We start from the raw sequence: 23,660 nt of genomic DNA on the forward strand, positions 1-23,660 counted from the left end.
CTAATTCTTCCTGTCCGAAACGAGTAAATTTTTTTAACACCCCCACTTTACCCAACTTCCGTTTTCCTGTTGTAACATTTATTTATAGACATGGAGGACAAAAGATGGTAATCAGCGTCAGCGATATTATCCAGAAACAGCGGCAATTTTTTGCGACTGGGAAAACTAAGGATGTGGATTTTCGCATCGAACAACTCAAGAATCTCAAAAGTGCGATCGCCTCCTATCAATCACGGATTGTGGATGCTGTCAAGGCGGATTTAAACAGGCCGGAGTACGAGGCTTATTTTGAAATTGCTGCGATCGCAGAAGTTAATTATGCCATCAAAAACGTTAAATCCTGGGCAAAGCCGAAAAAAGTGCCTACTTCGATCGATCAATTCCCAGCATCGGCCCGCATTTACCCAGAACCTTTAGGCGTTGTTTTAATCATCGGGCCTTGGAATTACCCATTTCAGCTAATGATATCACCCTTGGTCGGGGCGATCGCCGCAGGCAACTGCGCCATCCTCAAACCTTCAGAAATCGCCTCGCACACGTCGGCAGTTGTCGCCGACATGATTACCAAAACCTTCGATCCCGCCTACGTAGCGGCCGTCGAAGGAGGAGTGGAAATCAGCCAACAATTATTAGCAGAAAAATTCGACCACATCTTCTTTACAGGCGGCACAAAAATCGGTAGAATAGTCATGGAAGCCGCCGCCAAACACCTGACACCTGTGACATTAGAATTGGGCGGCAAAACTCCTTGCATTGTAGACTCAGATATTCAAGTTGAATACACTGCTAAACGCATTGCCTGGGGCAAATTCATCAATGCCGGTCAAACTTGTATCGCTCCAGATTACCTGTTAGTTGATAAAAAAGTTAAACCCGCTTTGATGCAGGCAATAAAAACAGCAATTCACGGATTTTACGGCGACGATCCGCAGAAAAGTCCCGACTATTCCCGAATTATCAATCAACATCATTTAGGACGTTTGGCAGAGTTTATCAAAGACGGAGAAGTGGTCGTCGGCGGTCAAACAAACCCCGAAGATAAATATATTGCACCCACGGTTCTCGACAAGGTTTCCTGGGATGCGCCTGTGATGAAGGATGAGATTTTTGGGCCGATTTTGCCAGTTTTGGAGTATGATGATTTCGGGGAGGCGATCGCCCAAATCAACGCCCGTCCCAAACCCCTAGCTTTGTATTTGTTCTCGAAGGATAAAGAGAAACAAGAGCGAGTTTTGCGGGAAACTTCTTCGGGGGGAGTTTGTCTCAACGACACGGTTATGCAAGTCGGAGTAACAAGTTTACCTTTTGGCGGAGTTGGCGACAGCGGCATCGGCACCTATCACGGCAAAGCAAGTTTTGACACTTTTTCGCATCAAAAAAGCGTGCTGCAAAAGTCATTTTTACTTGACTTAAAATGGCGCTACGCTCCCTATTTAGGTAAGTTGGATTTGATTAAAAAGGTGATCGGTTGATGCGTTTTTTACTGGTTCCTAGGCTATGTCTGAGAACCAGTTATATCAATTCCGGTTACACTCCTTATGATATAGAGGAGACGGCAGTGCCGTCTCCCTACCCAAAATAACATTGTAGGGACACGGCACTGCCGTCTCCTCATTTTGGCTGCTAATCATTCCGATGCAACCGGAAACAATATTACAAACATAACAAATCAAAATGAACGATAATTTACCAGAAATTTTAGCAGAACTCCGCCACTACTTTCACAAGTTATATGGCGAAAGACTCGTGCAGTTAATTCTCTACGGTTCCCAAGCTAGAGGAGATGCGAGACAAGATTCTGATATTGACATTTTAGTTATTCTGAATGAGCCCGTTCATGCTGGTCAAGAAATCGCTCGCACCAGTGAATTTATTGCTGCTTTGTGCTTAGATCGTGCGGTCGTCATTTCGCGTGCTTTTGCCTCTGCAACACGTTTTCAGCAAGAAGAAAGTCCTTTCTTTTTAAATGTTCGTAGAGAAGGAGTATTGATTTGAAACCAGAACAAATTGCTCTATTGAGAAAAGCTGCTGAAAGCCTGCGCGCCGCTGAGTTACTAGCAACTAATGAGCTTTTTGATTTTGCAGCGTCACGAGCTTATTACACCATGTTTTATGTTGCCGAAGCTTTCTTGTTGAATGAAGGTTTAACTTTTTCCAGTCATGCTGCTGTGATTTCGGCATTTGGTCGAGATTTTGCTCGTACAGGGCGGGTTCCGGTCGAGTTTCACCGCTACTTAATTGATGCTCAAGATTTGCGAAATCAGGGGGACTATGATATCGATTCGGCAATTACAGAAGCCGAGGCTAATCAATTAATCGCGCAAGCAGAACAGTTTTTAGAATTAGCAGAACGCCTACTGGAAGATTTCCCTGATTCTCGATAGCGATTTCAATCGCCGAGTGATATCAATTCCGCTCTTCATCGGAATTATTCATCTCTCTCTTGTCTCCCTCTGTGTTCTCTGCGTCCTCTGTGGTTAAATCATTCCGATGCCACCGGAAACGATATGATATCTAATCAGATTTGTGCCATTCTCGATCGATTCTCTCCAAATCCTTGGCGGCTCCCAATTGTTGAAAAATTTGATGTGCTGTATCGTAATGTTGTTGAGCAACTTCTGTGTTGCCGCGCTTTCGCTGAAGTCGTGCTAAATCGTAGTTAGTTTCGGGAATACGCCAAGTCATCCCCAGTTTTTGCATTTTTCCTAAAGCTTCTGTTAACAGTTGTTCTGCTGTATCTAGATTGCCTCTAGCGAGCTCATTTTCTCCCAGACAACCGATCAATATTGCTATCCCTTCGCGATCGCCCAATTCTGTCATCATTCCCAAAGATTGCCGGTAGAGTTTCTCAGCTTCATCCCAATTACCGCGATTTTGCTCGATATCTCCCAACAGTCCCCAAGAAGATGCCATCCCTTGGCGATCGCCCAATTCTGTTCTCAATCCCAAAGATTGCCGGTAGAGTTTCTCAGCTTCATCCCAATTGCCGCGATTTCGCTCGATATCTCCCAACAATTCCCAAGAATATGCCATGTTCGATCGTTCGCCCAATTCTGTCATCATTTCCAAAGATTGCCGGCAGAGTTTCTCAGCTTCATCCCAATTACCGCGATTTCGCTCGATATCTCCCAACATCCCTAATGAAGCAGCAATGCCGCTCTTATTATCTTCTTCTTCTTCTGCAATAGACAACGCCTCTTTAAAATATTTTTCTGCTAAATCCCACTTCCCGAAATCCCGATGAATTGCACCTAGAAATATTAAACAATATGAGCGATCGTTATTTTCAACATGAGGTAATATTTTTTCGTACAGCTCTTGGAGTAAAGTCCACTCTCCCCATCTTTTTAGATTTTCATTTAAATTATACACAATTAAAGAATATGCTTCCCTGTAATTGCGCAACCTAAAGGCAAAATGTTGAGCTTCTATAACAGCTTGTAAATCTGCTAAGCTTTGAGGATTTTTCACCTTTTTACCAGTGCAGTAAAACTTATAAACACTTTCTAGCAGCTTTGGCAGTTCATCTCTATATTCCCCTTGCAAAAACTCCTCAATCACCCGGTGCAAATCATAAAAATTCTCACATTTCTCCTCGTCATAACGACTCTGCACCAAACTCGCACCGACTAATCGCTGTAAAATTGCTGCTGTCTCGCTAATTTCTGCGTCTGTCAATTCCGCAGGTTTTGCTAATATTGCTGCTAATTTAAAGCGGCGATTTTTTTCAACATCATCCGTATACAGTCGCAAAAAAGTTAAACCCCTGACATCTATCGGCACTCGCAAAACACACATCCGACGCAGTAAATCTCTTGCCGCTGCACTTTGCCTTGCTAGTTGTTCTCGCAACATCGGTTCTGCATTCTTCGTTACCAATTCGGGATACTTCCGCAGATACCCCCGTTTGTCCTTGCCCAAAGCCGCCAATTGAGTTAATAAAAAAACATTACCTTCAACCCGCTGAGATATCCACTGCAAATCAGCTAATTTATCAGTCAACTTTCGCTGCTGCAAAATCTCCACACCCGCCGCAAAATCCACACCTTGCAACACTTCTATCTGCACCAATTCCGAATCCGGTGCTAATCCCGGATAGCGGGTATCTGCCAAATCCGCAGGCACTTCCCGGCTGGTTAAAATCGTTTGCGATTGGTGCTGCTGATAAACCAAAGCATTCAGCAACTTACCCCAATCCGGTGAAATTGCTCGATGTACCTGCGCCGCAGCCAAACAGTCTGGATTTTCCGCCTCAACAGCAGGATGCAAAATAGATTCCAGGTTGTCGAGTACCAAAAGACAGCGAGTTTGTTGCAAACCAGCCATAATTTTTGCAATCTTTTCATCGGCAGTTTTCAACACTTCCGCAGCCTGAATCCCCAAACCTTCACTTAACAGAAATCGAGCCACATCATCAAAACTCGTTCCCTCCTTTGCCTCGAAATACATCGCGCACTCATAATCGCCACCGGGCAAACTTTCCCCCTTTTGAAAAACAGACTTCTGCCAATTCACTCCCAATGCTTCTGCAAGTTTGACAGCCAAACTCGTTTTGCCCATACCGCCTTGCCCGATAATCGCCAATACTTTCGGCGGCGAAGTTCCATCCGGCAACACCTGTACTAATTTTGCCGTTAAATTTTCCACCAATTCATCCCGCCCTTTCCACACAGGAATAGAGTCAGGTAGTTGAGAGAAAGCCACCCTGATTGCTTTGTCGGGAGGGGCATCTGCGGGCACATCATCATTCTCGCTTTTGCCGTCAGTATTTTGTCCGCTGTTAATCTGACTGCTGATACCGGGTTCGCCGTTAACGGGCCACGCTTCTGCCAACTTTTGCAAATTCTCTGTTTTGTCTCTACTCCACAGCTTCAAAGTAAAATTCCAATCGCTACAACCCCGCTTTGCAGTCTCCGGGCGGTGATCATCCAGAATTTTCAGCTTTTTTCCGAGATAATCAGTCAGTACCTCGCCGATGTTCTTTCTAACTTGCAAGTCAGATGTTGTCTTATTCGGTTTAAACCCCCCTCTATCTTTCACCAAGTGGCGCAGGGCTTCCAGTGTCGCCGTCACTTGCAAGTCTTTATCGTTATCTTTCCAACTGACGCGGAGATTAGAGATGCGATTTGTATCATTCAACGCATAATCTATTAGCGCCTCAACCAAATAACTGACTCGCTGCCAAGACTTTTCGCCTTTTCCCTGCGTTGGCATAGATTCCCAAAGTAAATTGCTAAAAAAAGTTTCGGGAAAGTTTCGGGATTCCCGATACCGAATGACAGTCCCGAATATCCCTAATGCCGATTCTAGCACAGTTCCAGCCATTCTTTGCCTTCGGGTATCCCGAAATTCCACACTCAAATTAGTCGAGTTGGAAATGGTTTATGGGATTATCAAAACAGCAGCAATGGATGATTGGAGAGGCGATTCTCGGTACTGTAGTCGGTGCCATCAACTCTTCGGCGGGGATAGTGTTGACTTTTGGGTTAGTAGGTTTTCACCTCTGCTTTGACAAAAATCAACAGGAAGTGTCGCGTTGCCCTCTCGAACAAACTTTAAACAGCGAGGAAGTATCGAAACTCTATTTTTGTAAGGATTGTCCTTTCAAGAAAGCGGCGATTGATGTAGAAAAAGTTGCAGAATAAAGCCCGATCGTGAATTGATATCATGTCCGATCGATTAACCATAATATCCCGGTCGGGGCGGGTTTTTGAGATGGTCAATTATTGGCAGGTATTGTTGGTGAACCCGCCCCTACAAAAATCGCGGTCGCTCGACCGGACATAATATGAACTTTACCAACAAACTCTTAGTGTAGTAAAATCCATACTCAAAATCCGATTCCCGTATTATAATAACTGGAAACCGGTGCGATCGCTTCCGATCCCAACCGCGATCGCCTCTACCTCTTTTGCTAGTTACGTTGCGCCCTGCGACTTGCTGCGAGTAGAAAATGTCTCTAATATCTTTAAGCATCAGATCGCTAACACCCAATTTATGGAACCATTATCAAACGAACGCTGTGCCGCCTGTCACGCAAACTCTACCCGCGTCACAGCATACGAAATTGTCCAACTCAAACCTCAAGTTCCTGACTGGCATTTAATCGAAAAAAATGGCGTTCCCCAAATAGAACGCACCTACGAATTCCCGGATTTCAAAAGTGCGATCGCCTTTACAAACAGCGTCGGTGAAATTGCAGAAACCGAAGGACATCACCCCGCCTTGTTAACCGAGTGGGGAAAAGTTACCGTTACTTGGTGGACTCACACGATTTCAGGACTGCACCGCAATGACTTTATTATGGCAGCGAAAACCGATGCGATCGCCAATCAATTCTCAACCTGAACAGGATTTGTAGCCTGCGCCCGGCCGCCCACCTTACTACTGGTTTTTTTCCCATAAGCTACTGAATACTCTAGGAAAGCACCGCCTTCGGCACTGGTAAATGGGTTTGATGGCCATTATTCAACAACTCCAGATTTAGTCGGTAGCCGACATTCCGCACAGTTTGAATCAGGCTCGGCTGTCGCGGGTCGATTTCGATTTTTTTACGCAGAGAGAGTACGTGAGTGTCAATGGTCCGGGGGTTATCAATAGCATCGGGCCAGGCGCGACGCAGCAAATCCGAGCGCGACAGCGGCACCCCTCCAGCTTGAGCCAGCACGTACAGCAGGCTAAATTCCTGGGGAGTCAGCTCAATATGTTCCTCGTACAACCTGACTCGGCGCTGCACCAAATCAATTTTCAGCAGCCCGCACTCCAGCGTCGCCGGCGGTATCATCGTGCGGTTGCGGCGCATCAAAGCTTCCACCCTGGCCATAAACTCTTGCATCCCAAAGGGTTTAGTCAGGTAATCGTCAGCGCCCGCCTTCAAACCTTCAACAATATCCGATTCCGAATTTCGCGCCGACAGCATCAAAATCAGCGACTGCTGCTGCTGTTGCAGCCAGTGGCAAAATTCCAAACCGTCCCCATCCGGCAGTTGGGCATCGAGAATGACTAGGGTTGGCTGGCGGCTGAAAAATATTTCCCTAGCGTGACTGATATCCGCTGACTGGTGCACCCAGTGACCGACTTGCTGTAGATGCCAGCCCAAGAGCGATCGCAGGTGCGGATTCCCTTCAACAATTGAAATACTTGCAGATTCCACAGAGGCGAGCTTCCCATATCACTAATTGCTACCAGGTTAACAGAGCTTTTGTCAAGGTTTTGTAACCAGCGCTACTCAAGCATGAGCTGCATTTAAAGCGAAGAATAAACCGATGGGAGGAATTTTAAAGATTTAGTCAAGTTGGGAGGGTCAGCCTGCAGAAAGGTTAAATCATTCTGGCGGTAAGCTTACAATGAAAATAACACAGTGTAAAGCCGATCGAGCCTATGCCCCAACCCCCTGCCACAGCCGAACCCCCTCGCCGGGCCACCACCCATAGGAGGTTGACAAATCGCGCAACTGAAACTAGAATTCCTCCAACCGTTCGCTCGGTAGCTGGAAGACTCACCCACTTTGACCGCAAAATTCAGCAACATCCCGACTCAATTAAACGCACGGCGGATTATCTAGGTGCGGGCAAAAAAGTCGAGCTACTGCAATGCAGCGAGTGAAATTTTTTATGGAGGGTAGCCTGTTGAGCAGGGTTAAAACTTTTATTTAGAAATAGCCTCAAGCTGAGCCAATCAGCATCAATCCAGGCCATTCCTAAATCCCGCCGTCATTATACAAACCACAAAGGATTTCAACCTCACACCATGCTACAAGACACCCAAACAATCAGGCACTACCAAAAACTCACCGACGCCCTCGTCGAAATGTGGAATAGAGGTTATCGCTTCGATGACCTGCGGCTTTACTTAGACGGCTATTTAGCCGCCCTGCGACATTCCAACAGTCTGGAACCCTATCTGATTCACAGACTAGAGGAAGAAGCAGCGCGTTACATTCACGACCCCTCCAATTTTGCCATGCCACAGACACAAACTGAATCAGACTACTATTAAAACCAAATTCCGTTTAATAACCCCCTGATTATTGGGTAATGGGTAATGGCTTTTTTTGATACCAAGAGCTATGACCAGAATGATTGAAGGGATCAGAAAACCCGGTTTTGGTATAAGAGTCCGTCAGAAAGTTGCCAACTGTCGTTTCAAAATTGATGTTTAGCAGGGCGGGCCGTCTCCGCCCTACTGTTGTTAAAGTTAGAAGTTGGGGAAAGTTTTGAGTGCGGAACTAAGATTTTTTTAAGTCTTTAACCCATAATTTAAAACTCAAAATTCCCTACTCCAAACTCAAAACATTCTTTCTCCTTTCCCTTCCTTGTATTTAAGAAGCCAAAGCGACTTCTACAACTTCTTGCAATTCGCCCTTTTGATACATCTCGATCATAATATCCGAGCCGCCGATAAACTCCCCGTTGATATAAACTTGGGGAATGGTCGGCCAGTTGGAATACTCTTTAACGCCTTGACGAATTTCCTGGTCTGCTAAAACATCAACAGTTTCGTAAGGCACTCCCAAAGTATTGAGAATTTGAACCACAGTATTAGAGAAACCGCATTGGGGCATTAACTTATTGCCCTTCATAAACACCATGATTTTGTTTTGCTTAACCAACTCGTCAATTCTTTCATGTGCTGTGGTAGTCATGGTAGCTCCTAATAGTGTTTGAAAAATTTTAAACGTTGACTGAGGCAGAAACCGGGTTTTTTACGAAAATCTCTCGTTACAGCCATAGATTCCGGTGGAAAAACCCGGTTTCTTTGGGTTTTGTGCGTAAGTGTAGTAGTTGTCTCTCAACCAACTATTGACAAAAGCACAAATTTGCGATCGCCAATTGCTACTCAACAATTAAGCAACTTGGCTTTTCGCTTCCCATTCTGCAGGAGTTAAGGTTTCCAAGCCCAAAGCGTGGATGGCTTCACTAGCCATTGCCTGTTTGAGAGCGCCGTAGACCATTTGGTGCTGCTGTACTCGGCTTTTTCCTTCAAAGGCGGCAGAGACTACTCTCGCCTGGTAGTGGTCGCCGCCGCCCGTCAAATCGTCAACTTGTACCTTAGCGTCGGGCAACCCTGCCTTAATCATTTCTGTTACTTGAGACGGTGTAACCATTGGTTTCTGTGATAAACGGCTGTAATTTAGATTTTAGTGGAACTATTTGTTAGACGATCGCGGTTGAGCGCTGGCCGGCCGGGGATAGGGCGCATCAACAAAACCCAATTCCAGTAACTGCTGGTAAGCTTTCTTGCCCAAGTCCCGAGTTGGCTGCTGCGACCGAATAATCTGAATCAGCAGGGGCACAGCCAGTTCGGGTTTATTTTGTGCTCGGTGTACCAACGCCAGTCGGTAGGTAGCTTCGTCGCGCATTTGGGCTGTTTCTACAGCTTTGGTGCGGTGGCTTTCCGCCAAGCGAATGTCAATTCCGGCAAAACTGCTCCCCAGTTGTTGGTAAAAGTTGGACAGTTGATTGAAAATTTGGCGGGATTCTTGGAGCTTTTGAGTAGCGAGTGCGTAATTCTGATCGGAAATAGCACTGCTGGCTTCTGTCATCAAACGCTGACCTCCCTGGATGCTCAGCAGGCTGCTCTCTTGCGTCAGAGGGCGGAGATTGTTGGGGTCTGTGGGGTCGTCTGCGGGTTCAACTTGCGGTTGGTTCTCTGGCGCAGAAGGTTGTTGTGCTTGGACTTGGAGCGGTTGCAACAGAGTAAAAGCTGCGATCGCCCCGATCGTAATCCGGGCAGTGGAGCGAAGCCAGCAAACAGTTCCAGAGTATACCATGAAATTACTTTGCGCCTGTGCGCCTTAAAAAAAATATTTAGCTTGTGCCGATCTTACCATTGGCGATCGCAACCGGCTAAGCGTAAACCAATTTTGTTCAAATGTCAAAGGTGGCACGAAAAAGCCTCTCTTGGAACAATCCAAGTAGGGACTTGACCGAGTGTTCTCGCTGTGAGAACACAGGAGTGTAGTTGAGAAACGATCTATGAGACTGATTTCTAAGAAAAATCTGCTGAGTGCGATCGAATCCTACCCGGATGCCCAAAGTGCGATCGAATCCTGGTACCAGCTAATTAAAGACAACGATTGCCAAGGGCTAGAATTCGTGCGAAACGGATATTCGCGATCGGTCGAGCAAGTCTATGGATATACCATATTTAATATTAAAGGCAATCAGTATCGATTAATTGTACAAATTAACTCTAGAACCAAAATTATATTTTTCAAGAAGTTTTTTACCGAGGCCGAATTTAGCAAAATTAACTGGAACGATCGAGATGAAGTCAAACAAAAACTAGGTGAAATTTTCACCTAAATAGATCCGGAAATTCGCGCAGATTCCCTGATACATTCAACAAATTCCCAAAAATCACAATCCACAATCCACCAATCCAATAATCCACCTCAAACGAACTATGAATATTACAATTGAAAAAACAGCTTACGGCAAACTGCTGGCGAAATCCCAGCCTAAGCCCATCTTGAACGAAGAAGATTATGCTCTCGCCCTCGCCGAAGTCGAATCCCTAATGTCCCAGGAAGAATTAACCCTAGAAGAAGAAACTTTACTCAGCCTCTGGGCGCTTTTGCTCGAAGAATACGAAGCCAAATATTACCCAATTCCCGAAGCTAGTCCCCGGGATATTCTATTACATCTCATCGAAGTTCGCCAACTAAAACAAGCCGATTTAGTGGGGGTGATTGGCTCAAAAGGAGTAGTCTCTGAGGTGGTTAATGGTAAACGGGCGATTAGCAAAGCCCAAGCTAAGGCGCTGGCAGAATTTTTTAATGTTAATCCTGGTGTGTTTATCTGAAAAACTCGCCGCGATCGAATAAAAATCGGCGGTTTCAACCGCTACTAGACAAACTTTCGTCCGAGGAGAGGGGGGCTAATCGAGTTATGTAAGGTGCTTAGGTTGCACCCTACCGCTGTTAGTTACAGCTTCAAACCCCTCACGGTTAAAACCTCCCTGACAGCTTATAAATATGTTGGATAAATCAACATCCAAATTAAACAGGAATATTTCTGATAGTACAACCAAGCCAACCGACCTCGGACACTCTCAAAAATTATCAAGGAATTGGAGTCCCAGATGAAAGTCTGGCACTGATTTTACAACGCGGCGGCGATGAATTGCTGCTGTCAAAAACGGACGATCGCTTTATCGTTCCATCGCCGATGCTAGTTGGTATGCGTTAACCCAAAACTTGAATATGTGGCTGCAAAGTCAGGCAAGAAACTATACAGGGTTGATCCTCGGCCTACCAGTCAGACTTGCAGTAAGTGTATGCACGTCGATCGAGAGAGTCGCAACAGTGAAAAGTTTATTTGTACTAATGGCGGATCTATCGACGATGCTAATTTGCAAACAGCAAGAAATGTACGAAAAAAGGCAAGAGAAACCTATGGGTTAACTATTGCTAAGAGATAGAAAAAGATAAGGCCCGGCTCGTCGGAACCTGTGCAATTGAATCTTTTTGAAATTGAATACCATGAACGCTTGTCAGGTAAACTATGCGGCGCGCGATCGGCTTTCGCCGCTGCGGGACATTACCCGCCCTGAGATTTCGGCTTTGATTTACCAGACATTGGTGGCAATTAATCGGGCTAACGCGATCGATTCTCCTTATATTGTCTGATCGCAATTGGTTCATAGTGAGGACTGAAGTCCGAGGGAATTTTATGATAAATTTAGTCCTCACTACAAACCTATTTTATTGTGACCGGTTTTACCCTCGAAAATCCCCCAAAGCTCTCAATGCAAAGTGCGGCAAAGCTAACATCCTGCGCCACCGCCAAGGTTCTTGATAAAGCCGATACAGCCATTCTAAATGATTGTTGCGAAACCAAGCCGGCGCCCGGGTTTTTGTTCCCGCCCAAATATCGAAACTGCCGCCTACTCCCACCCAAATAGACTGAGGGCAAAGGTGTCGGTGTTTGGCAATCCAAAATTCTTGGCGCGGCACTCCTAAGCCTACAAAAATCAGTTTGGGCTGCATTTTTTTGAGGCTTTCACAGAATTCTTTTTCTTCCTCGGCCGAAACATAGCCGTGTTGAGAAGCAATCGACAATCCGTTAACCTTTTGCTGCCAAGTTTTCGCCGCCGCAGCCGCCACTCCGGGGTAGCTTCCAAAAAAAAATACTGGTTCCGAATCCGGCAATTTTCCGGATTGAATTAGCAGAGATTCTGCTAATTCAATCCCCGGATACCGCTGCACCTGTTGGCCGCGCATTCGCAAGTACATCACCACTCCCGAACCGTCGGGTATCACGAGTTCCGCTTTTCGGATTACATCTGCTAAAGCCGGATTTTCCTCAGCTTGCATTGCCATTTCAGAATTCAGAGTCACGACGTGACTTCCTAACCCTTGATGCAGGCGCTCCATCAGCCAACCTGCATAATCATCTAATATGTGAACTGGTAATCCCAGCACTGAAAATTGCGGGCGCGATCGCTGCATTTTTTTTGGTTTGATATTGCTACACATTTAGTTATTTACATTAGCTTAGATTGGGGAGCAATGTTAGATCAGTTTTGGACGCAAAAACCAGTTTGGGCCACCAATAGTCTGTTAAGTCATCATGGAGCGGGCCAGAAACGGAGTTTTGGGTACGCGGCGTGCTAGTCTCTTAGAGTTTTCCTGTAAAGTGCGATCGAGCTTTAGTGTTCGATTTTTTTTACAGAGCCGTCGGCGTACCATTCCATCGGTACTAGCTCAAATTTACCATTAATCTTCACTCTAGAGTAGACAACTTTCACGAAAGGAACGCTGTTGTTATTTTTGTGGCGGCTAGACATGGCAATTACCTTTTTGTGTTTGCAGAACTTGAAAAATGATCTCATATCGGATATATTTAAAAGTCTATTCACCGCAATTCTGCGCGCATCAGGAAAAAGAAGGAAAACGAAATGGCGATCGCAACAACTCAGCGGCAAAGCAGGTTAGATTATTACTACCAGCAAATCAAAACCATCATCCTCAAGCGCCAGAACCCAATTACCGGTTTGCTGCCGGCGAGTACCGCCGTTAACGCTCACGGCGACTACACCGATGCCTGGGTGCGCGACAACGTGTACAGCATTCTAGCAGTTTGGGGTTTGGGTTTAGCTTACCGCAAAATTGATGGCGATCGGGGCAGAACATTTGAACTCGAACACAGCACAGTCAAACTCATGCGCGGCTTGCTGTTTGCTCAGATGCAGCAATCGAACAAAGTAGAACGTTTTAAAAATACTCAGTCGCCGCTCGATGCCCTGCACGCTAAATACAATACTCAAACTGGAAGTATTGTTGTCGGTGATGACAAGTGGGGACATTTACAGTTAGACGCTACATCTATATACTTATTAATTCTTGCTCAAATGACGGCTTCCGGGTTGCACGTAATTTTTACAATAGATGAAGTCAATTTCGTGCAAAATTTAGTTTACTACATCGGTAGAGCCTACCGCACGCCGGATTACGGAATTTGGGAAAGAGGTCATAAAATCAATCGCGGCAATGCAGAATTGAACGCCAGTTCAGTTGGCATGGCAAAAGCAGCGCTGGAAGCAATAAATGGGTTGGATTTGTTCGGAATTCAAGGTTCTCAAGCATCAGTAATTCACGTTTTGCCAGACGAAATTGCTAGAAGCCGGGTAACTTTGGAATCGCTTTTGCCTCGCGAATCTAGTTCAAAAGAAGTAGATGCCGCTTTATTGAGCGTGATTAGTTTTCCGGCTTTCGCTGTTGAAGATCGAGAATTAATAGAACGGACTCGGAATAAGATTATTGACAAATTGCAAGGAAATTACGGCTGCAAGCGGTTTCTGCGGGACGGACACCAAACAGTTTTGGAAGATGCGGATCGCCTGCACTACGAACCCACAGAATTAAGGCAGTTCGAGCACATTGAATGCGAGTGGCCGCTATTTTTTACTTATTTGTTCTTGGACGGCATATTTCAGGGAAATCAAGCCCAAGTGCAAGAGTACCAGCAGCGTTTGGAATCTCTAGCAGTCGATCGCTCTGGTTTGCCGCTGCTACCCGAATTGTACTACGTTCCCGCCGAAAATATAGAAGCAGAAAAGCTAAATCCCCGCAGCCAGCAGCGCTTACCCAATGAAAATATTCCCTTAGTTTGGGCGCAAAGTTTGTATTTTCTCGGTCAATTGCTAAATGAAGGATTAATCGCAGTGGGCGATATCGACCCCCTGGGAAGGCATTTGTCAGTGGGCCCGCACAGAGAACCTTTAGTGCAAATTGCACTGTTAGCTGAAGACGAAGATTTGCAAGCAGAATTAGCCACTAACGGCATTGCGGCTCAAACCTCAAAACAGGTAGAACCAATTCAAGTCCGCCAGACTAAAGAATTATCAGCTATTTACACGCAAATTGGACGCAACGACCCATTAGGTTTAACCGGCCGCCCCGTGCGGCGTCTGCGGAGTTTAACAACTTCTCGGGTGTTTAAAATTCGCGATGAGGCGATCGTATTTCTCCCCTCCTTTTTGGACAGACAAGAATTTTACCTAACTCTAGATTACCATTTCCTAGTAGCTAAAATCAAAAGCGAAATAGCTCACATTCACCGCCACTGGTATCAGTTGGGACGCCCTACGGTAACGCTGATGCTGACTCACACGATGCTGGAAACTGGCCGGGAAGCGTTGTTAGAATTAATGAAGGAACTCCGGGACGGACACTGCAAAAACACGCCAGTTAAACTCGGAAATCTCAAGCAGTTAATGCTGACTGCTGGCACAGAGAGAATTGATTTCATGCACGATTTTGAATTTACCGAATCTCCGGTGACAGGTGCAGTAGAAACGCGCAGCTATCTAACTTACAATCCTGAAAAAACTTGGCCTTTGGGTCACACGCAAGAATTTAAATTAGAGTGCGAAACTAATACTCAATTCTTGCTAAACAGCCTGCGCGATTCAGAAAACTTGTACGAACAAATTGAGTTGCTGCACACGCTAGTTCGCCTCAAAGGATTAAATTTTGATACAGGATTTGGAGGTGCGGAAGAAACAGTACAAGTTGTGGATTTGCTCAACGAAGTTTATACAAAAGCTGGAGAAAGTTCGCAAGCGAAAATCCAATGGGCAGTCATCCGCCATGCCGCAGGTTTGCTGGACAAGGTTGATATCAGCTTATCCGATGCGGTAACAGACATTTTGGTGCGGCAAAAACAGATTGCTGTGGGGAAAGCTTACAGCGAAGATTCGATAATTTCGAGACCCGGATCTTACACAGAAGTGATGGACAAAATTCGCCAATTCTGCGGAGAAGATATTCGCGATCGAGTCCTAACTCAAGAAGTTCTCATCTACCTAGGCTTGCTAATTAAAGCCGAACCGCAGTTATTTAAAGGCCTGCTGACGCTGAGAGTAAGCTACTTTATTTTGCTCTTAACAAGCGAATTAGCCCGCGAGTTGCAAGTTACGCAAAATGAAGCTTACGAATATTTAATGCAGCTAAGTCCCTTTGAAATCAAAAATCGCCTGCGCCAAGTGTTGGCAGAATACGAGGAAATGAATCAAATCCTCAAACAGCAAGAATCCCTGCGCGTCAAACAGCCGGAAAAAGATATTGAATGGGTAGTAGCCCCAGTTTCAGAAGAACCAACAATGCCTGGGGGAGGATGGCGCCGGAAGCGGCAGATGGAAGGGGCAGTTAATCGCGTACCGAAGGATTTTTATCCGAGTGTGTGGGGACTGCTGCGGCACTGCAAAGGGTTGATAATCGGCGACAAATTAGAGCGCAGAAACCGCTTGGACAGCGATATAATTTTATCGGAAATGACGCCAGGGGAAAAGAATTTTGCGCTACAAATCGAGCATTTGCTGAATAAAATTGTGGCACCAGAATACCGACAAGTCAATATTGAGGCGCTGATGGAGTTGGCCGCAATTACTCAGCGCAACCCCGAATTGAAGGTAGAAGAATACATCGTTTTAGATGTGTTGGTAGGCCACGCAGTGCGGCTGAATTGGCGAGGAAAATACCCGGAAAGAGCGGATAAATACGACGAAGATAAAGCGGCGGCTTGGCAAGCTTTTTACAATACTTCGCCTTACGTTTGCGCGAGTCACGTACTGGATGCTTTCCGATTCTTGACAAAGTTGGGATAGATGGAGTGGGAATTCCGATTTGAGATTTTAGCGGTAAGGTGCTTGTGGCGTACCCTACATATATAGCAATCCTTGCAGGAGTCGTAAATTTTTGACCAAGAATTTCAAAGGTGGTACCCGCCACGTGATTTATCCGTGGAATCAATCCAAAATCGATTTTCGAAAATCCTCAAGAAAGAGCATTTATCCGTGGGGTCAATCTAAAATCTCAAATCTCAAATCTAAAATCGATTGACTCCTGCGTAAGTCCTGTGCTTTATAGCATTTTGTAGGTAAGTGAGGTACATAGCTTTCGATAGAGGACACGGCAGTGCCGTTTCCCTACAGCGATCGCTTCACGGGTGTACTTCATCAACGTGAAATCTGCTTTATCTTCTCTTATTTTCTCTCTTTTTTCTTCCTCTGCGCCTTGTGGGGTTCATTTAAAAAAACCTTCACAAATCAGGCTCCAATTGCTATAGTTAACCAGTCAATTGAATATTTTCAATAAAATAATGCCAGCAATACTTAGTTTTGAGGTTCCCATCTGTGATTAATAACAAACCGATAAGTATTAGCCTCTTTGCTGGAGCATACGGTTTAGATTTAGGTCTAGAAAAAGCAGGAATTCAGACAGTAAGTTTAGTAGAAATAGAACCTGATGCTACCAAAACTATCTCTCTAAATCGTCCTCATTTATCTCGATGTGCTGTACCGAGAGATATTTGCGAAGTCAGCGCCAAAACTCTATTAGAAGAAGGCGGACAAATCTTAGGTTTAGATAGACCTTTGCGTGCCGATCGAGTAGATTTAGTGACTGGTGGCCCGCCGTGCCAATCCTTCAGCACAGCCGGAAAACGCGGGTCTGTAGGCGATCCGCGCGGCAGCTTATTTATGGATTTCATACGCATTGTTGACGAAATCCAACCGCGCTTTTTTATTATGGAAAATGTTAAGGGGTTGCTGTCAGCTCCGATTCGACACCGACCTCACGCTCGCAGAGGTTTAGGTTTCCCGCAATTAGAACCTGATGAGATGCCAGGTGCAGCTTTACAAGTAATTTTGGCAGAGATGAAACGCATTGGTTATGAAGTTGTGTATGATTTGCTCAATACTGCTGATTACGGCGTTCCTCAAGTTAGAGAAAGAGTAATTTTTATTGGTTATAAAGGTGATGATTCAGTTACTTTGCCGCTGCCCAATCACAGCCAGGAATGTAATGCAAAACAACCAAAATGGCTGACTCTTAGAGAGGGATTAAAGGATTTAGTAGATTCTCAGCCAGAATTTGTCCCTTATTCAGAAAGTCGCCTCAAGTATCTGCGCCTGTTAACAGCAGGTCAAAACTGGAGGCATCTACCCAGCGAATTACAGCAGGAAGCAATGGGAGGAGCTTATAAATCTGAAGGCGGTAAAGTTGGTTTTTATCGGCGCTTGGCATGGGATAAACCGTCGCCTACTGTCACAACGAGTCCCCATCAAAAGGCTACAGATATGTGTCATCCCGATGAATTGCGTCCTTTGAGTGTAAGGGAGTGCGCGCGAATTCAGACGTTTCCAGATGACTGGGTTTTTTATGGCTCAACTGCTTCTAAATATCGGCAAATTGGGAATGCAGTTCCGGTATTATTGGGAGAGGCTATAGGTCAATATCTTTACCAGATAATCAAAGGCGATCGAGTCCAAGGGCGAGAAATATTTGAGCAACTTTCCCTGTTGGCATAACTAAGACTTTAATTTAACTTGCAGATATAGCAATCCTCGCATCAGTTTCAATAACTGGTTAACTGGTTACCAGGAAGAGCCTCTTAACCGATTTCACTCTTGCTCTGCCTCGGGCCAGACTATGGAGGCTCTTCCTCCGGATATGCGTTACCAGGAAGAGCCTGGTAACGAGTATAATCAAATCTAAAATCTAAATTTGTACCTCATCTATCTGAGAAAGGCTATATCATAGATCCTGGCTAAACCCGCATCTACAAGATATTGTGGTTTTTTCGTGCAGCCTACTTACAGCGGTTTTGATTTGTAGGAGAGGAGGATAATTCGTAGTAGCGCCCAAACGCTACTACAAACCACATACTACAAAACTCCTTTAGAACTCGGAATCCCAGTAGCGCGCCGCGGGTCGATTTCCACCGCCATCCGCATCGCCCGCGCAAATGCTTTAAACGCCGCTTCCACAATGTGATGAGAATTTCCCCCCTGCAACTGTCGAATATGGAGCGTCATTTGACAGTGGTTCACCACCGCCGAAAAAAACTCTTTCACTAATTCGGTATCGTAAGTGCCGATCCGCTGGTTGGGAATCTGCAAGTTGTAGCTCAAGTGAGGCCGTCCCGAAAAGTCTAGCACTACTTCTATTAAAGCTTCATCCAAAGGTGCGATGAAATGTCCGAAGCGAGAAATGCCCGATCGATCCCCGACAGCTTTTGCTAGGGCTTGGCCTAAGGTAATTCCCACATCTTCGTTCGTGTGGTGGTCGTCAATCTCCAAATCCCCGATCGCCTGCACGTCCAAATCGATCAATCCGTGAGAAGCAATCTGGTGCAACATATGGTCTAAAAACGGAATCCCCGTAGACGCCTTGCAAGTTCCCACACCGTCGAGATTGAGGCTGGCCGTGACATCCGTTTCCAGTGTCGTGCGTTTCACCAAGGCAGCCCTAGCTGGTGGAACTGAACTTGCAGGGGGCACAGAAGGGCGATCTATTATCTCCATAATTCGCAATGGGTCATTCATAAGTTATTGATAATTAGTAATTGAAGATTACAGCTCGATCGGCGCTAATTCTCAAGTGTTTAGGTAAGAGAATTATGCAAAACTCAAATTTCTCGAAAGGGGCCGGTTTTGCATAAAACTTACTTTTTATAGTTAAAGTTTATTGTCTCAACCCGCCCCTACATAACTCAAAATTCTCGACAACTCCTACATTCCCATGATTTCGTAACCGGCATCGACATACAAAACTTGACCGGTAATCCCGCTAGCGAGATTGCTGCACAGAAAAGCCGCAGCATTTCCCACTTCCTGCTGAGTCACCGTCCGCCGCAGCGGCGCCACTTCCTCAACGTGGTGGATCATGTCCAGAATACCGCCAACTGCTGAGGATGCCAGAGTCCGAATCGGGCCAGAAGAAATCGCATTTACCCGAATATTTAACGGGCCCAGTTCAGCAGCCAAATAGCGAACATTCATTTCCAAAGCCGCCTTAGCAATTCCCATCACATTATAATTAGGAACAACCCGGACGCCGCCCAAATAAGTCAGGGTTACAATACTGCCACCCTCGGCCATCAGCGGTTTAGCTGCTGCACAAAGCCGTACCAGCGAGTAAGCGCTAATATCTAAAGCATTGGAGAAACCTTGGCGCGAGGTGTTGGTGAAATCTCCCGAAAGTTCGTCCTTGCCGGCATAGGCCAGACAGTGGATCATGATATCTAACTTGCCCCACTTGTCGGCGATGGTTTGAAAAGTAGACTCAATTTCGCTCTCGTCTTGGACATTGCAGGGCAGATACAGACTGGGATTGAGCGGTTCCACCAGTTCAGCGACTTTGCGCTCGTGCTTGCCTTTCTCGTCCTTCAAATATGTTATGCCGAGATTGGCCCCAGCTTTGTGGAGCTGCTGAGCGATGCCCCAGGCGATCGAGCGATTGTTGGCAATGCCCGTAACAAGAGCATTTTTTCCGGTCAAATCTATCATCTGTATTTCTTCTAGAAGCAACTAGCACCGTTCTCATTGGCTTTATGCGACAACCCCGCCAGTTTAGACACAACTGATTCAGATTTAACTGATTGAGACACAATTGAGACACAATTGAGACACAATTGATATTAATTTGGCTGTGGAGCTACATGGAGGCGGAATTGAAAAAGTTAAGAGAAGGGCTAGATTTAATCATACAGCCTGTGTTTACCTTAATATTAGATGGAAGTAACAGAATCCCAGGATATTGGAGGTTGGACAGTATATTTACTCAATAAGGTTAATCGACAAGTTATAAAGTATTGATTAGTACAAAGGATCTAGTCGTGACGCATGATAGACCGCTAGCAGCCGTGTTCCGCCAAATCAGCGGCGGGGCGTTTCCACCCATTGTGGAAACCTTTGAACGGGGCAAGACAATTTTTTTCCCTGGAGACCCGGCTGAGCGCGTCTACGTTCTCATTAGAGGTGCTGTGAAGCTCTCCCGGGTGTACGAAGCAGGGGAAGAAATTACAGTCGCCCTCCTACGCGAAAATAGCGTATTTGGGGTGCTGTCTCTGATTACGGGACACCGGTCGGACAGGTTTTACCACGCGGTAGCCTTTACGCCGGTGGAATTGATCTCGTTGCCGATCGAACAAGTCGAGAAAGCGCTCAAGGAAGACCCGGAACTGTCGATGGTGATGCTGCGGGGACTGTCGTCTCGGATTTTGCAAACCGAGATGATGATCGAAACGCTGGCTCACCGAGATATGGGTTCGAGACTCGTCAGCTTTTTGCTGATTCTGTGCCGGGACTTTGGCGTACCCGGTACGGAGGGGATTACGATTGATTTGAAGCTGTCCCACCAGGCGATAGCCGAAGCGATCGGCTCGACGCGGGTAACGGTGACTCGTTTGCTCGGGGATCTCAGGCAAGAAACAATGATCTCGATCCACAAGAAAAAGATCACAGTCCACAACCCGGTGGCTTTAAGCCAGCAATTCACTTGATGCCGAGAAAGTATCGGATTTTGGATTTTGGATTTTAGATTCAATCCAAAATCCAAAATCCAAAATCTAAAATCGGAATGACTGCTGGATACATCCTGGTATTTGTAATTTTAGTGTTGGGGGGTGTGATCGCCACTGTCAGCGATCGCCTTGGGACGAAAGTCGGTAAGGCAAGGTTGAGTTTGTTCAAGCTTCGCCCCCGCGATACTGCTGTTGTTGTCACAGTTATGGCCGGCAGCATCTTGTCAGCACTGACTCTGGGCATTTTGTTTGCTACTAGCAAGCCGCTGCGAACGGGAGTTTTTAGAATAGACGAGATTCAAAAAAGACTCAACAACGCCCGCAGAGAAATCGACCAGGCTACTCAAGAAAAAAATCGAGTTGAATCTGAATTAGCTCTTGCTTTGGCCGCTCAAGCGCAAGCTAGAGCCAATTTAGAGCAAATTAATCAATCCCTCCAAGCTGCTAATGCCGAGCAAGCTCGGACGCAAACAAAATTAAACTCGCTGCGGGCCCAGCTTAACAGCGTGCAAGCAGCCAAGTCTAAAACTGAACAGCAGTTAAGTCAGGTAGAAGCGGCTAAATCTCAGACAGAAGAACAGCTCAGCAGTGTGGAAGCGGCTAAATCCCGCACCGAAGCACAATTGAAACTGGTTGAAACGGCCCGATCGACTACAAAAGCTCAGCTCGATCGCACCGAGAACCAATTGAAAACAGTTTCTGCTCAAAAAACGACTTTAGGATCGGAAATCGCCCAACTGCAAGAGGAACGCCAACAGTTAATCGAGCAGCGTGAGCAGGTAAAAACTCAAATTGCCCAGCGCGATCGAGAAATTGCCAAGCGAGAGGCAGAAATTGCCCAGCGGGATAAGGAAATTGTCGATCGCAACGAACTAATTGCCCAGCGGGACAAGGAGATTGCCCAGCGGGTGCAAAATCTCGCCGAGCGCGATCGAATAATTGTCGAGCGCGACAAGGTAATTGCCGAGAGGGAAGCACTCTTAGAAACCTTGGCACAGCAACAAGCTCAACTCGAACAGCAACAAGCTTTATTGCAGCAGCAAGTGCAAGTTTTGGAACGGGACTTTCAGGCAATCCGCGAGGGTACAGTTGCTATCAGGCGCGGTCAAATTTTAGCTGCTGGCGTCGTTCGCATTATCGAACCCGCTATGGCAAGTCGCGCGATCGATCGACTTTTGCAAGAAGCAAATAAAACCACCGTCGGACTGATGCAGCCGGAAAATACAAAGGTTAGAGAGCAGGTTATTCAAATTACTAAAGCAGAAATCGATCAACTAATTAGTCAGATTAAAGATGGTCAAGACTACGTGGTGCGAATTGTTGCGGGCGCTAATTACCTGCGGGAAGAAAAGCTAATTAAGGTATTTGCCGAAGCAGAAATCAATCGAGTTGTGTTCCGGGCTGGAGATGTGATTGCAGGGGTTGCTGTCGATCCGGTGACTTTGACCGACGAACAGGTGCGGCAGCAGTTGCTGCAATTGATAGAAGCTTGTCAATTTCGCGCTCGCCTGATCGGCGTTGTCGGCGGTAGAGTCCAAGTGGCCGACAATCGGGTGGAAACTTTAGCTGGTTTTATCGATCGGTTGCAGCAGTACGATAAACCGCTGGACGTTCAGGCGATCGCCGCAGATGTCACTTACATTGCCGGACCGCTTAAAATAGATTTAGTTGCTCGTGAAAACGGAGCCGTTGTTTTCCGCACCGGAGAACAAAAACAAAGCTCAGGAGATTTGAAACTTAAATAAACTCTGGATCGATATATCGAATTTGAGCAAAAATTTTGGGCGATCGAACCGCAATTTTGCTTGACTTTTTCGCGCCCTTGACATATCATTAAATAATGGGAATCCGTGCGGCCATATAACATCATTCGTAGGGTGCGCCGCCACCAAAAATCGGGAAGCACCACCAACAATCTCACAGCGACGCACCATACCCAATTAGTAGGGTGTGCCGCCACCAAAAATCGGGAAGCACCACCAACAATCTCACAGCGACGCACCGCACCGCTAAGAAGGCAAATAAAGAAACTAAGAATCGAACCCTGAGATATTGACATCACAGAACAAAATTTTGCTCAATTCATAGCATTTGTAATAATTATTGTAACAGTATATTTTTGAGTTTGTCGATCGTACAACTTGCGTACACCTGGGCGCTTGCTCGGAAAGATCATAAGTCGTCGTCCCATGATTCTTGGCTTACTTTTTCATACAATGTTTTGCGCATATCCATCTTTCTTTGATATCTTTCCCAGCGAGCTTTCATGGCATCCTTTCTCTTTTCCTCCATATACTGCTTGTGCTGCTTGTAAAGCGTCGGCAAATTTTCAACTTCTTGATCGGAAAGACCATAAGTAGTTTTCCAATAGTTCTTGGCTTCTTCATGCAATGTTTTGTGGCCAATATTCATCTGTGTTTGATATCTTTTCAAGCAAGCTTTAATAGCATCCTTAAAAGCTCCATCCCTGTCACGATACCATATTGGCAAAAACACACCAAACCCGCGCTCGCTCTTATCTTCACAAAAACGCCCATATATTGATTGAATGTGTAAATGGAACTCCGGGTTGGATTTATCGAATGAGCTAATGTACCGCTCAACATCCTTAATCCAGTCATACAAAATAGCATCACCGAGACTATAAGCGACTACTACGTCACTGCCACCTGGCTCATAAGAAAGCGGGTTTATCCTACTTCCCCTTGGGCATGGTCTAACAATTTTCATTAATTCAGGGGGTAAGCCATGCAGCTCGTTATCAAAAATTGCCACAGCCAATCCTCTCTCGGTACGAAAACGCTCTCTAGCTGATGGAATTTGAAGATTCTTTGCATCATACAGATG

25 protein-coding genes are annotated in these 23,660 nt (G+C 45.8%); 15 read left to right on the plus strand and 10 right to left on the minus strand.

Going from position 1 to position 23,660, the window contains the following annotated elements; genetic code table 11:
* Window positions 1-104: 104 nt before the first annotated feature.
* The 3 genes from QUB56_RS02370 to QUB56_RS02380 all read left to right on the plus strand — a co-directional run bounded on the left by QUB56_RS02370 (window position 105) and on the right by QUB56_RS02380 (window position 2,384).
* Complete coding sequence (locus QUB56_RS02370; protein ID WP_332952829.1) at window positions 105-1,472, plus strand: aldehyde dehydrogenase; 1,368 nt, start codon at window positions 105-107, stop codon at window positions 1,470-1,472.
* A 202-nt stretch (window positions 1,473-1,674) separates the two neighbouring features.
* Window positions 1,675-1,995 carry a nucleotidyltransferase domain-containing protein gene (locus QUB56_RS02375; RefSeq protein WP_332952831.1) on the plus strand — a complete coding sequence of 107 codons (321 nt, stop codon included), beginning with the start codon at window positions 1,675-1,677 and terminating at the stop codon, window positions 1,993-1,995.
* Window positions 1,992-2,384, plus strand: a complete 393-nt coding sequence (locus tag QUB56_RS02380; protein WP_332952832.1) for a HEPN domain-containing protein — start codon at window positions 1,992-1,994, stop codon at window positions 2,382-2,384. The genes QUB56_RS02375 and QUB56_RS02380 overlap by 4 nt, the downstream gene beginning before the upstream one ends.
* A 130-nt stretch (window positions 2,385-2,514) precedes the next feature.
* Here the strand turns inward: QUB56_RS02380 and QUB56_RS02385 are convergent, their stop codons facing one another.
* Window positions 2,515-5,325, minus strand: a complete 2,811-nt coding sequence (locus QUB56_RS02385) for a tetratricopeptide repeat protein (RefSeq protein WP_332952834.1) — start codon at window positions 5,323-5,325, stop codon at window positions 2,515-2,517.
* Between the two features lie 59 nt (window positions 5,326-5,384).
* Between QUB56_RS02385 and QUB56_RS02390 the strand changes: the two genes are divergently transcribed.
* Together QUB56_RS02390 and QUB56_RS02395 are read left to right on the plus strand one after the other, a co-directional pair.
* Window positions 5,385-5,645, plus strand: a complete 261-nt coding sequence (locus QUB56_RS02390) for a hypothetical protein (protein ID WP_332952835.1) — start codon at window positions 5,385-5,387, stop codon at window positions 5,643-5,645.
* A gap of 223 nt (window positions 5,646-5,868) precedes the next feature.
* A complete protein-coding gene (locus QUB56_RS02395; protein ID WP_332952836.1) occupies window positions 5,869-6,348 on the plus strand; it encodes a 4a-hydroxytetrahydrobiopterin dehydratase in 480 nt (159 codons plus the stop codon).
* 70 nt (window positions 6,349-6,418) lie between these two features.
* On the opposite strand, the gene QUB56_RS02400 is transcribed toward QUB56_RS02395, so the two are convergent.
* Window positions 6,419-7,153, minus strand: a complete 735-nt coding sequence (locus QUB56_RS02400; protein WP_332952837.1) for a response regulator transcription factor — start codon at window positions 7,151-7,153, stop codon at window positions 6,419-6,421.
* Between the two features lie 227 nt (window positions 7,154-7,380).
* Between QUB56_RS02400 and QUB56_RS02405 the strand changes: the two genes are divergently transcribed.
* Entirely contained in the window at window positions 7,381-7,605 is a 225-nt protein-coding gene (locus QUB56_RS02405; RefSeq protein WP_332952839.1) for a hypothetical protein, read from the plus strand.
* Between the two features lie 144 nt (window positions 7,606-7,749).
* A complete protein-coding gene (locus QUB56_RS02410) occupies window positions 7,750-7,998 on the plus strand; it encodes a DUF6761 family protein (RefSeq protein ID WP_332952841.1) in 249 nt (82 codons plus the stop codon).
* 322 nt (window positions 7,999-8,320) lie between these two features.
* Here QUB56_RS02410 and grxD read toward each other — a convergent pair whose 3' ends face one another.
* The 3 genes from grxD to QUB56_RS02425 form a co-directional block, all read right to left on the minus strand.
* Window positions 8,321-8,644 (minus strand): Grx4 family monothiol glutaredoxin, encoded by a 324-nt coding sequence (gene grxD, locus QUB56_RS02415; protein WP_332952843.1) that lies wholly within the window; start codon window positions 8,642-8,644, stop codon window positions 8,321-8,323.
* Window positions 8,645-8,845: 201 nt separating this feature from the next.
* Window positions 8,846-9,106, minus strand: a complete 261-nt coding sequence (locus tag QUB56_RS02420; RefSeq protein WP_332952846.1) for a BolA family transcriptional regulator — start codon at window positions 9,104-9,106, stop codon at window positions 8,846-8,848.
* 42 nt (window positions 9,107-9,148) lie between these two features.
* Complete coding sequence (locus QUB56_RS02425; RefSeq protein ID WP_332952847.1) at window positions 9,149-9,772, minus strand: hypothetical protein; 624 nt, start codon at window positions 9,770-9,772, stop codon at window positions 9,149-9,151.
* A 205-nt stretch (window positions 9,773-9,977) separates the two neighbouring features.
* Here QUB56_RS02425 and QUB56_RS02430 point away from each other — a divergent pair, with 205 nt between their 5' ends.
* The 4 genes from QUB56_RS02430 to QUB56_RS02440 all read left to right on the plus strand — a co-directional run bounded on the left by QUB56_RS02430 (window position 9,978) and on the right by QUB56_RS02440 (window position 11,632).
* Window positions 9,978-10,307 (plus strand): type II toxin-antitoxin system HigB family toxin, encoded by a 330-nt coding sequence (locus tag QUB56_RS02430; protein WP_332952849.1) that lies wholly within the window; start codon window positions 9,978-9,980, stop codon window positions 10,305-10,307.
* Between the two features lie 100 nt (window positions 10,308-10,407).
* Window positions 10,408-10,806 (plus strand): transcriptional regulator, encoded by a 399-nt coding sequence (locus QUB56_RS02435; protein WP_332952854.1) that lies wholly within the window; start codon window positions 10,408-10,410, stop codon window positions 10,804-10,806.
* 402 nt (window positions 10,807-11,208) lie between these two features.
* On the plus strand, window positions 11,209-11,424 hold the full coding sequence (locus QUB56_RS37080; RefSeq protein WP_445243299.1) for a zinc ribbon domain-containing protein: 216 nt from the start codon (window positions 11,209-11,211) through the stop codon (window positions 11,422-11,424).
* Window positions 11,425-11,476: 52 nt separating this feature from the next.
* Window positions 11,477-11,632 (plus strand): hypothetical protein, encoded by a 156-nt coding sequence (locus QUB56_RS02440; protein WP_332953123.1) that lies wholly within the window; start codon window positions 11,477-11,479, stop codon window positions 11,630-11,632.
* Between the two features lie 90 nt (window positions 11,633-11,722).
* On the opposite strand, the gene QUB56_RS02445 is transcribed toward QUB56_RS02440, so the two are convergent.
* The gene (locus QUB56_RS02445; RefSeq protein WP_445243301.1) at window positions 11,723-12,454 is read right to left on the minus strand and encodes a WecB/TagA/CpsF family glycosyltransferase; all 732 of its coding nucleotides are present in this window, start codon (window positions 12,452-12,454) and stop codon (window positions 11,723-11,725) included.
* 200 nt (window positions 12,455-12,654) lie between these two features.
* A complete protein-coding gene (locus tag QUB56_RS02450) occupies window positions 12,655-12,792 on the minus strand; it encodes a hypothetical protein (protein WP_332952857.1) in 138 nt (45 codons plus the stop codon).
* A 111-nt stretch (window positions 12,793-12,903) separates the two neighbouring features.
* On the opposite strand from QUB56_RS02450, the gene QUB56_RS02455 reads away from it, so the two are divergent.
* The gene (locus QUB56_RS02455) at window positions 12,904-16,113 is read left to right on the plus strand and encodes a glycoside hydrolase family 15 protein (protein WP_332952858.1); all 3,210 of its coding nucleotides are present in this window, start codon (window positions 12,904-12,906) and stop codon (window positions 16,111-16,113) included.
* Between the two features lie 528 nt (window positions 16,114-16,641).
* A complete protein-coding gene (locus tag QUB56_RS02460) occupies window positions 16,642-17,817 on the plus strand; it encodes a DNA cytosine methyltransferase (protein ID WP_332952859.1) in 1,176 nt (391 codons plus the stop codon).
* Window positions 17,818-18,174: 357 nt separating this feature from the next.
* On the opposite strand, the gene hisB is transcribed toward QUB56_RS02460, so the two are convergent.
* Together hisB and fabI are read right to left on the minus strand one after the other, a co-directional pair.
* A complete protein-coding gene (hisB, locus tag QUB56_RS02465; RefSeq protein WP_332953108.1) occupies window positions 18,175-18,813 on the minus strand; it encodes an imidazoleglycerol-phosphate dehydratase HisB in 639 nt (212 codons plus the stop codon).
* A 207-nt stretch (window positions 18,814-19,020) separates the two neighbouring features.
* Complete coding sequence (gene fabI / locus QUB56_RS02470) at window positions 19,021-19,797, minus strand: enoyl-ACP reductase FabI (protein WP_332952860.1); 777 nt, start codon at window positions 19,795-19,797, stop codon at window positions 19,021-19,023.
* Between the two features lie 329 nt (window positions 19,798-20,126).
* Here fabI and ntcA point away from each other — a divergent pair, with 329 nt between their 5' ends.
* Window positions 20,127-20,792: a global nitrogen regulator NtcA gene (gene ntcA / locus QUB56_RS02475; protein ID WP_006634020.1), complete on the plus strand. Its 666-nt coding sequence runs from the start codon at window positions 20,127-20,129 to the stop codon at window positions 20,790-20,792.
* A gap of 77 nt (window positions 20,793-20,869) precedes the next feature.
* Window positions 20,870-22,558, plus strand: coding sequence for a DUF3084 domain-containing protein (locus tag QUB56_RS02480; RefSeq protein ID WP_332952862.1), 1,689 nt, complete (start codon window positions 20,870-20,872; stop codon window positions 22,556-22,558).
* 427 nt (window positions 22,559-22,985) lie between these two features.
* Here the strand turns inward: QUB56_RS02480 and QUB56_RS02485 are convergent.
* Window positions 22,986-23,660: hypothetical protein (locus QUB56_RS02485; RefSeq protein ID WP_332952864.1), on the minus strand; the 675-nt coding region annotated here is incomplete at its 5' end.

The sequence above is a fragment of the Microcoleus sp. AR_TQ3_B6 genome, from assembly GCF_036702785.1.
Lineage (GTDB): Bacteria > Cyanobacteriota > Cyanobacteriia > Cyanobacteriales > Microcoleaceae > Microcoleus.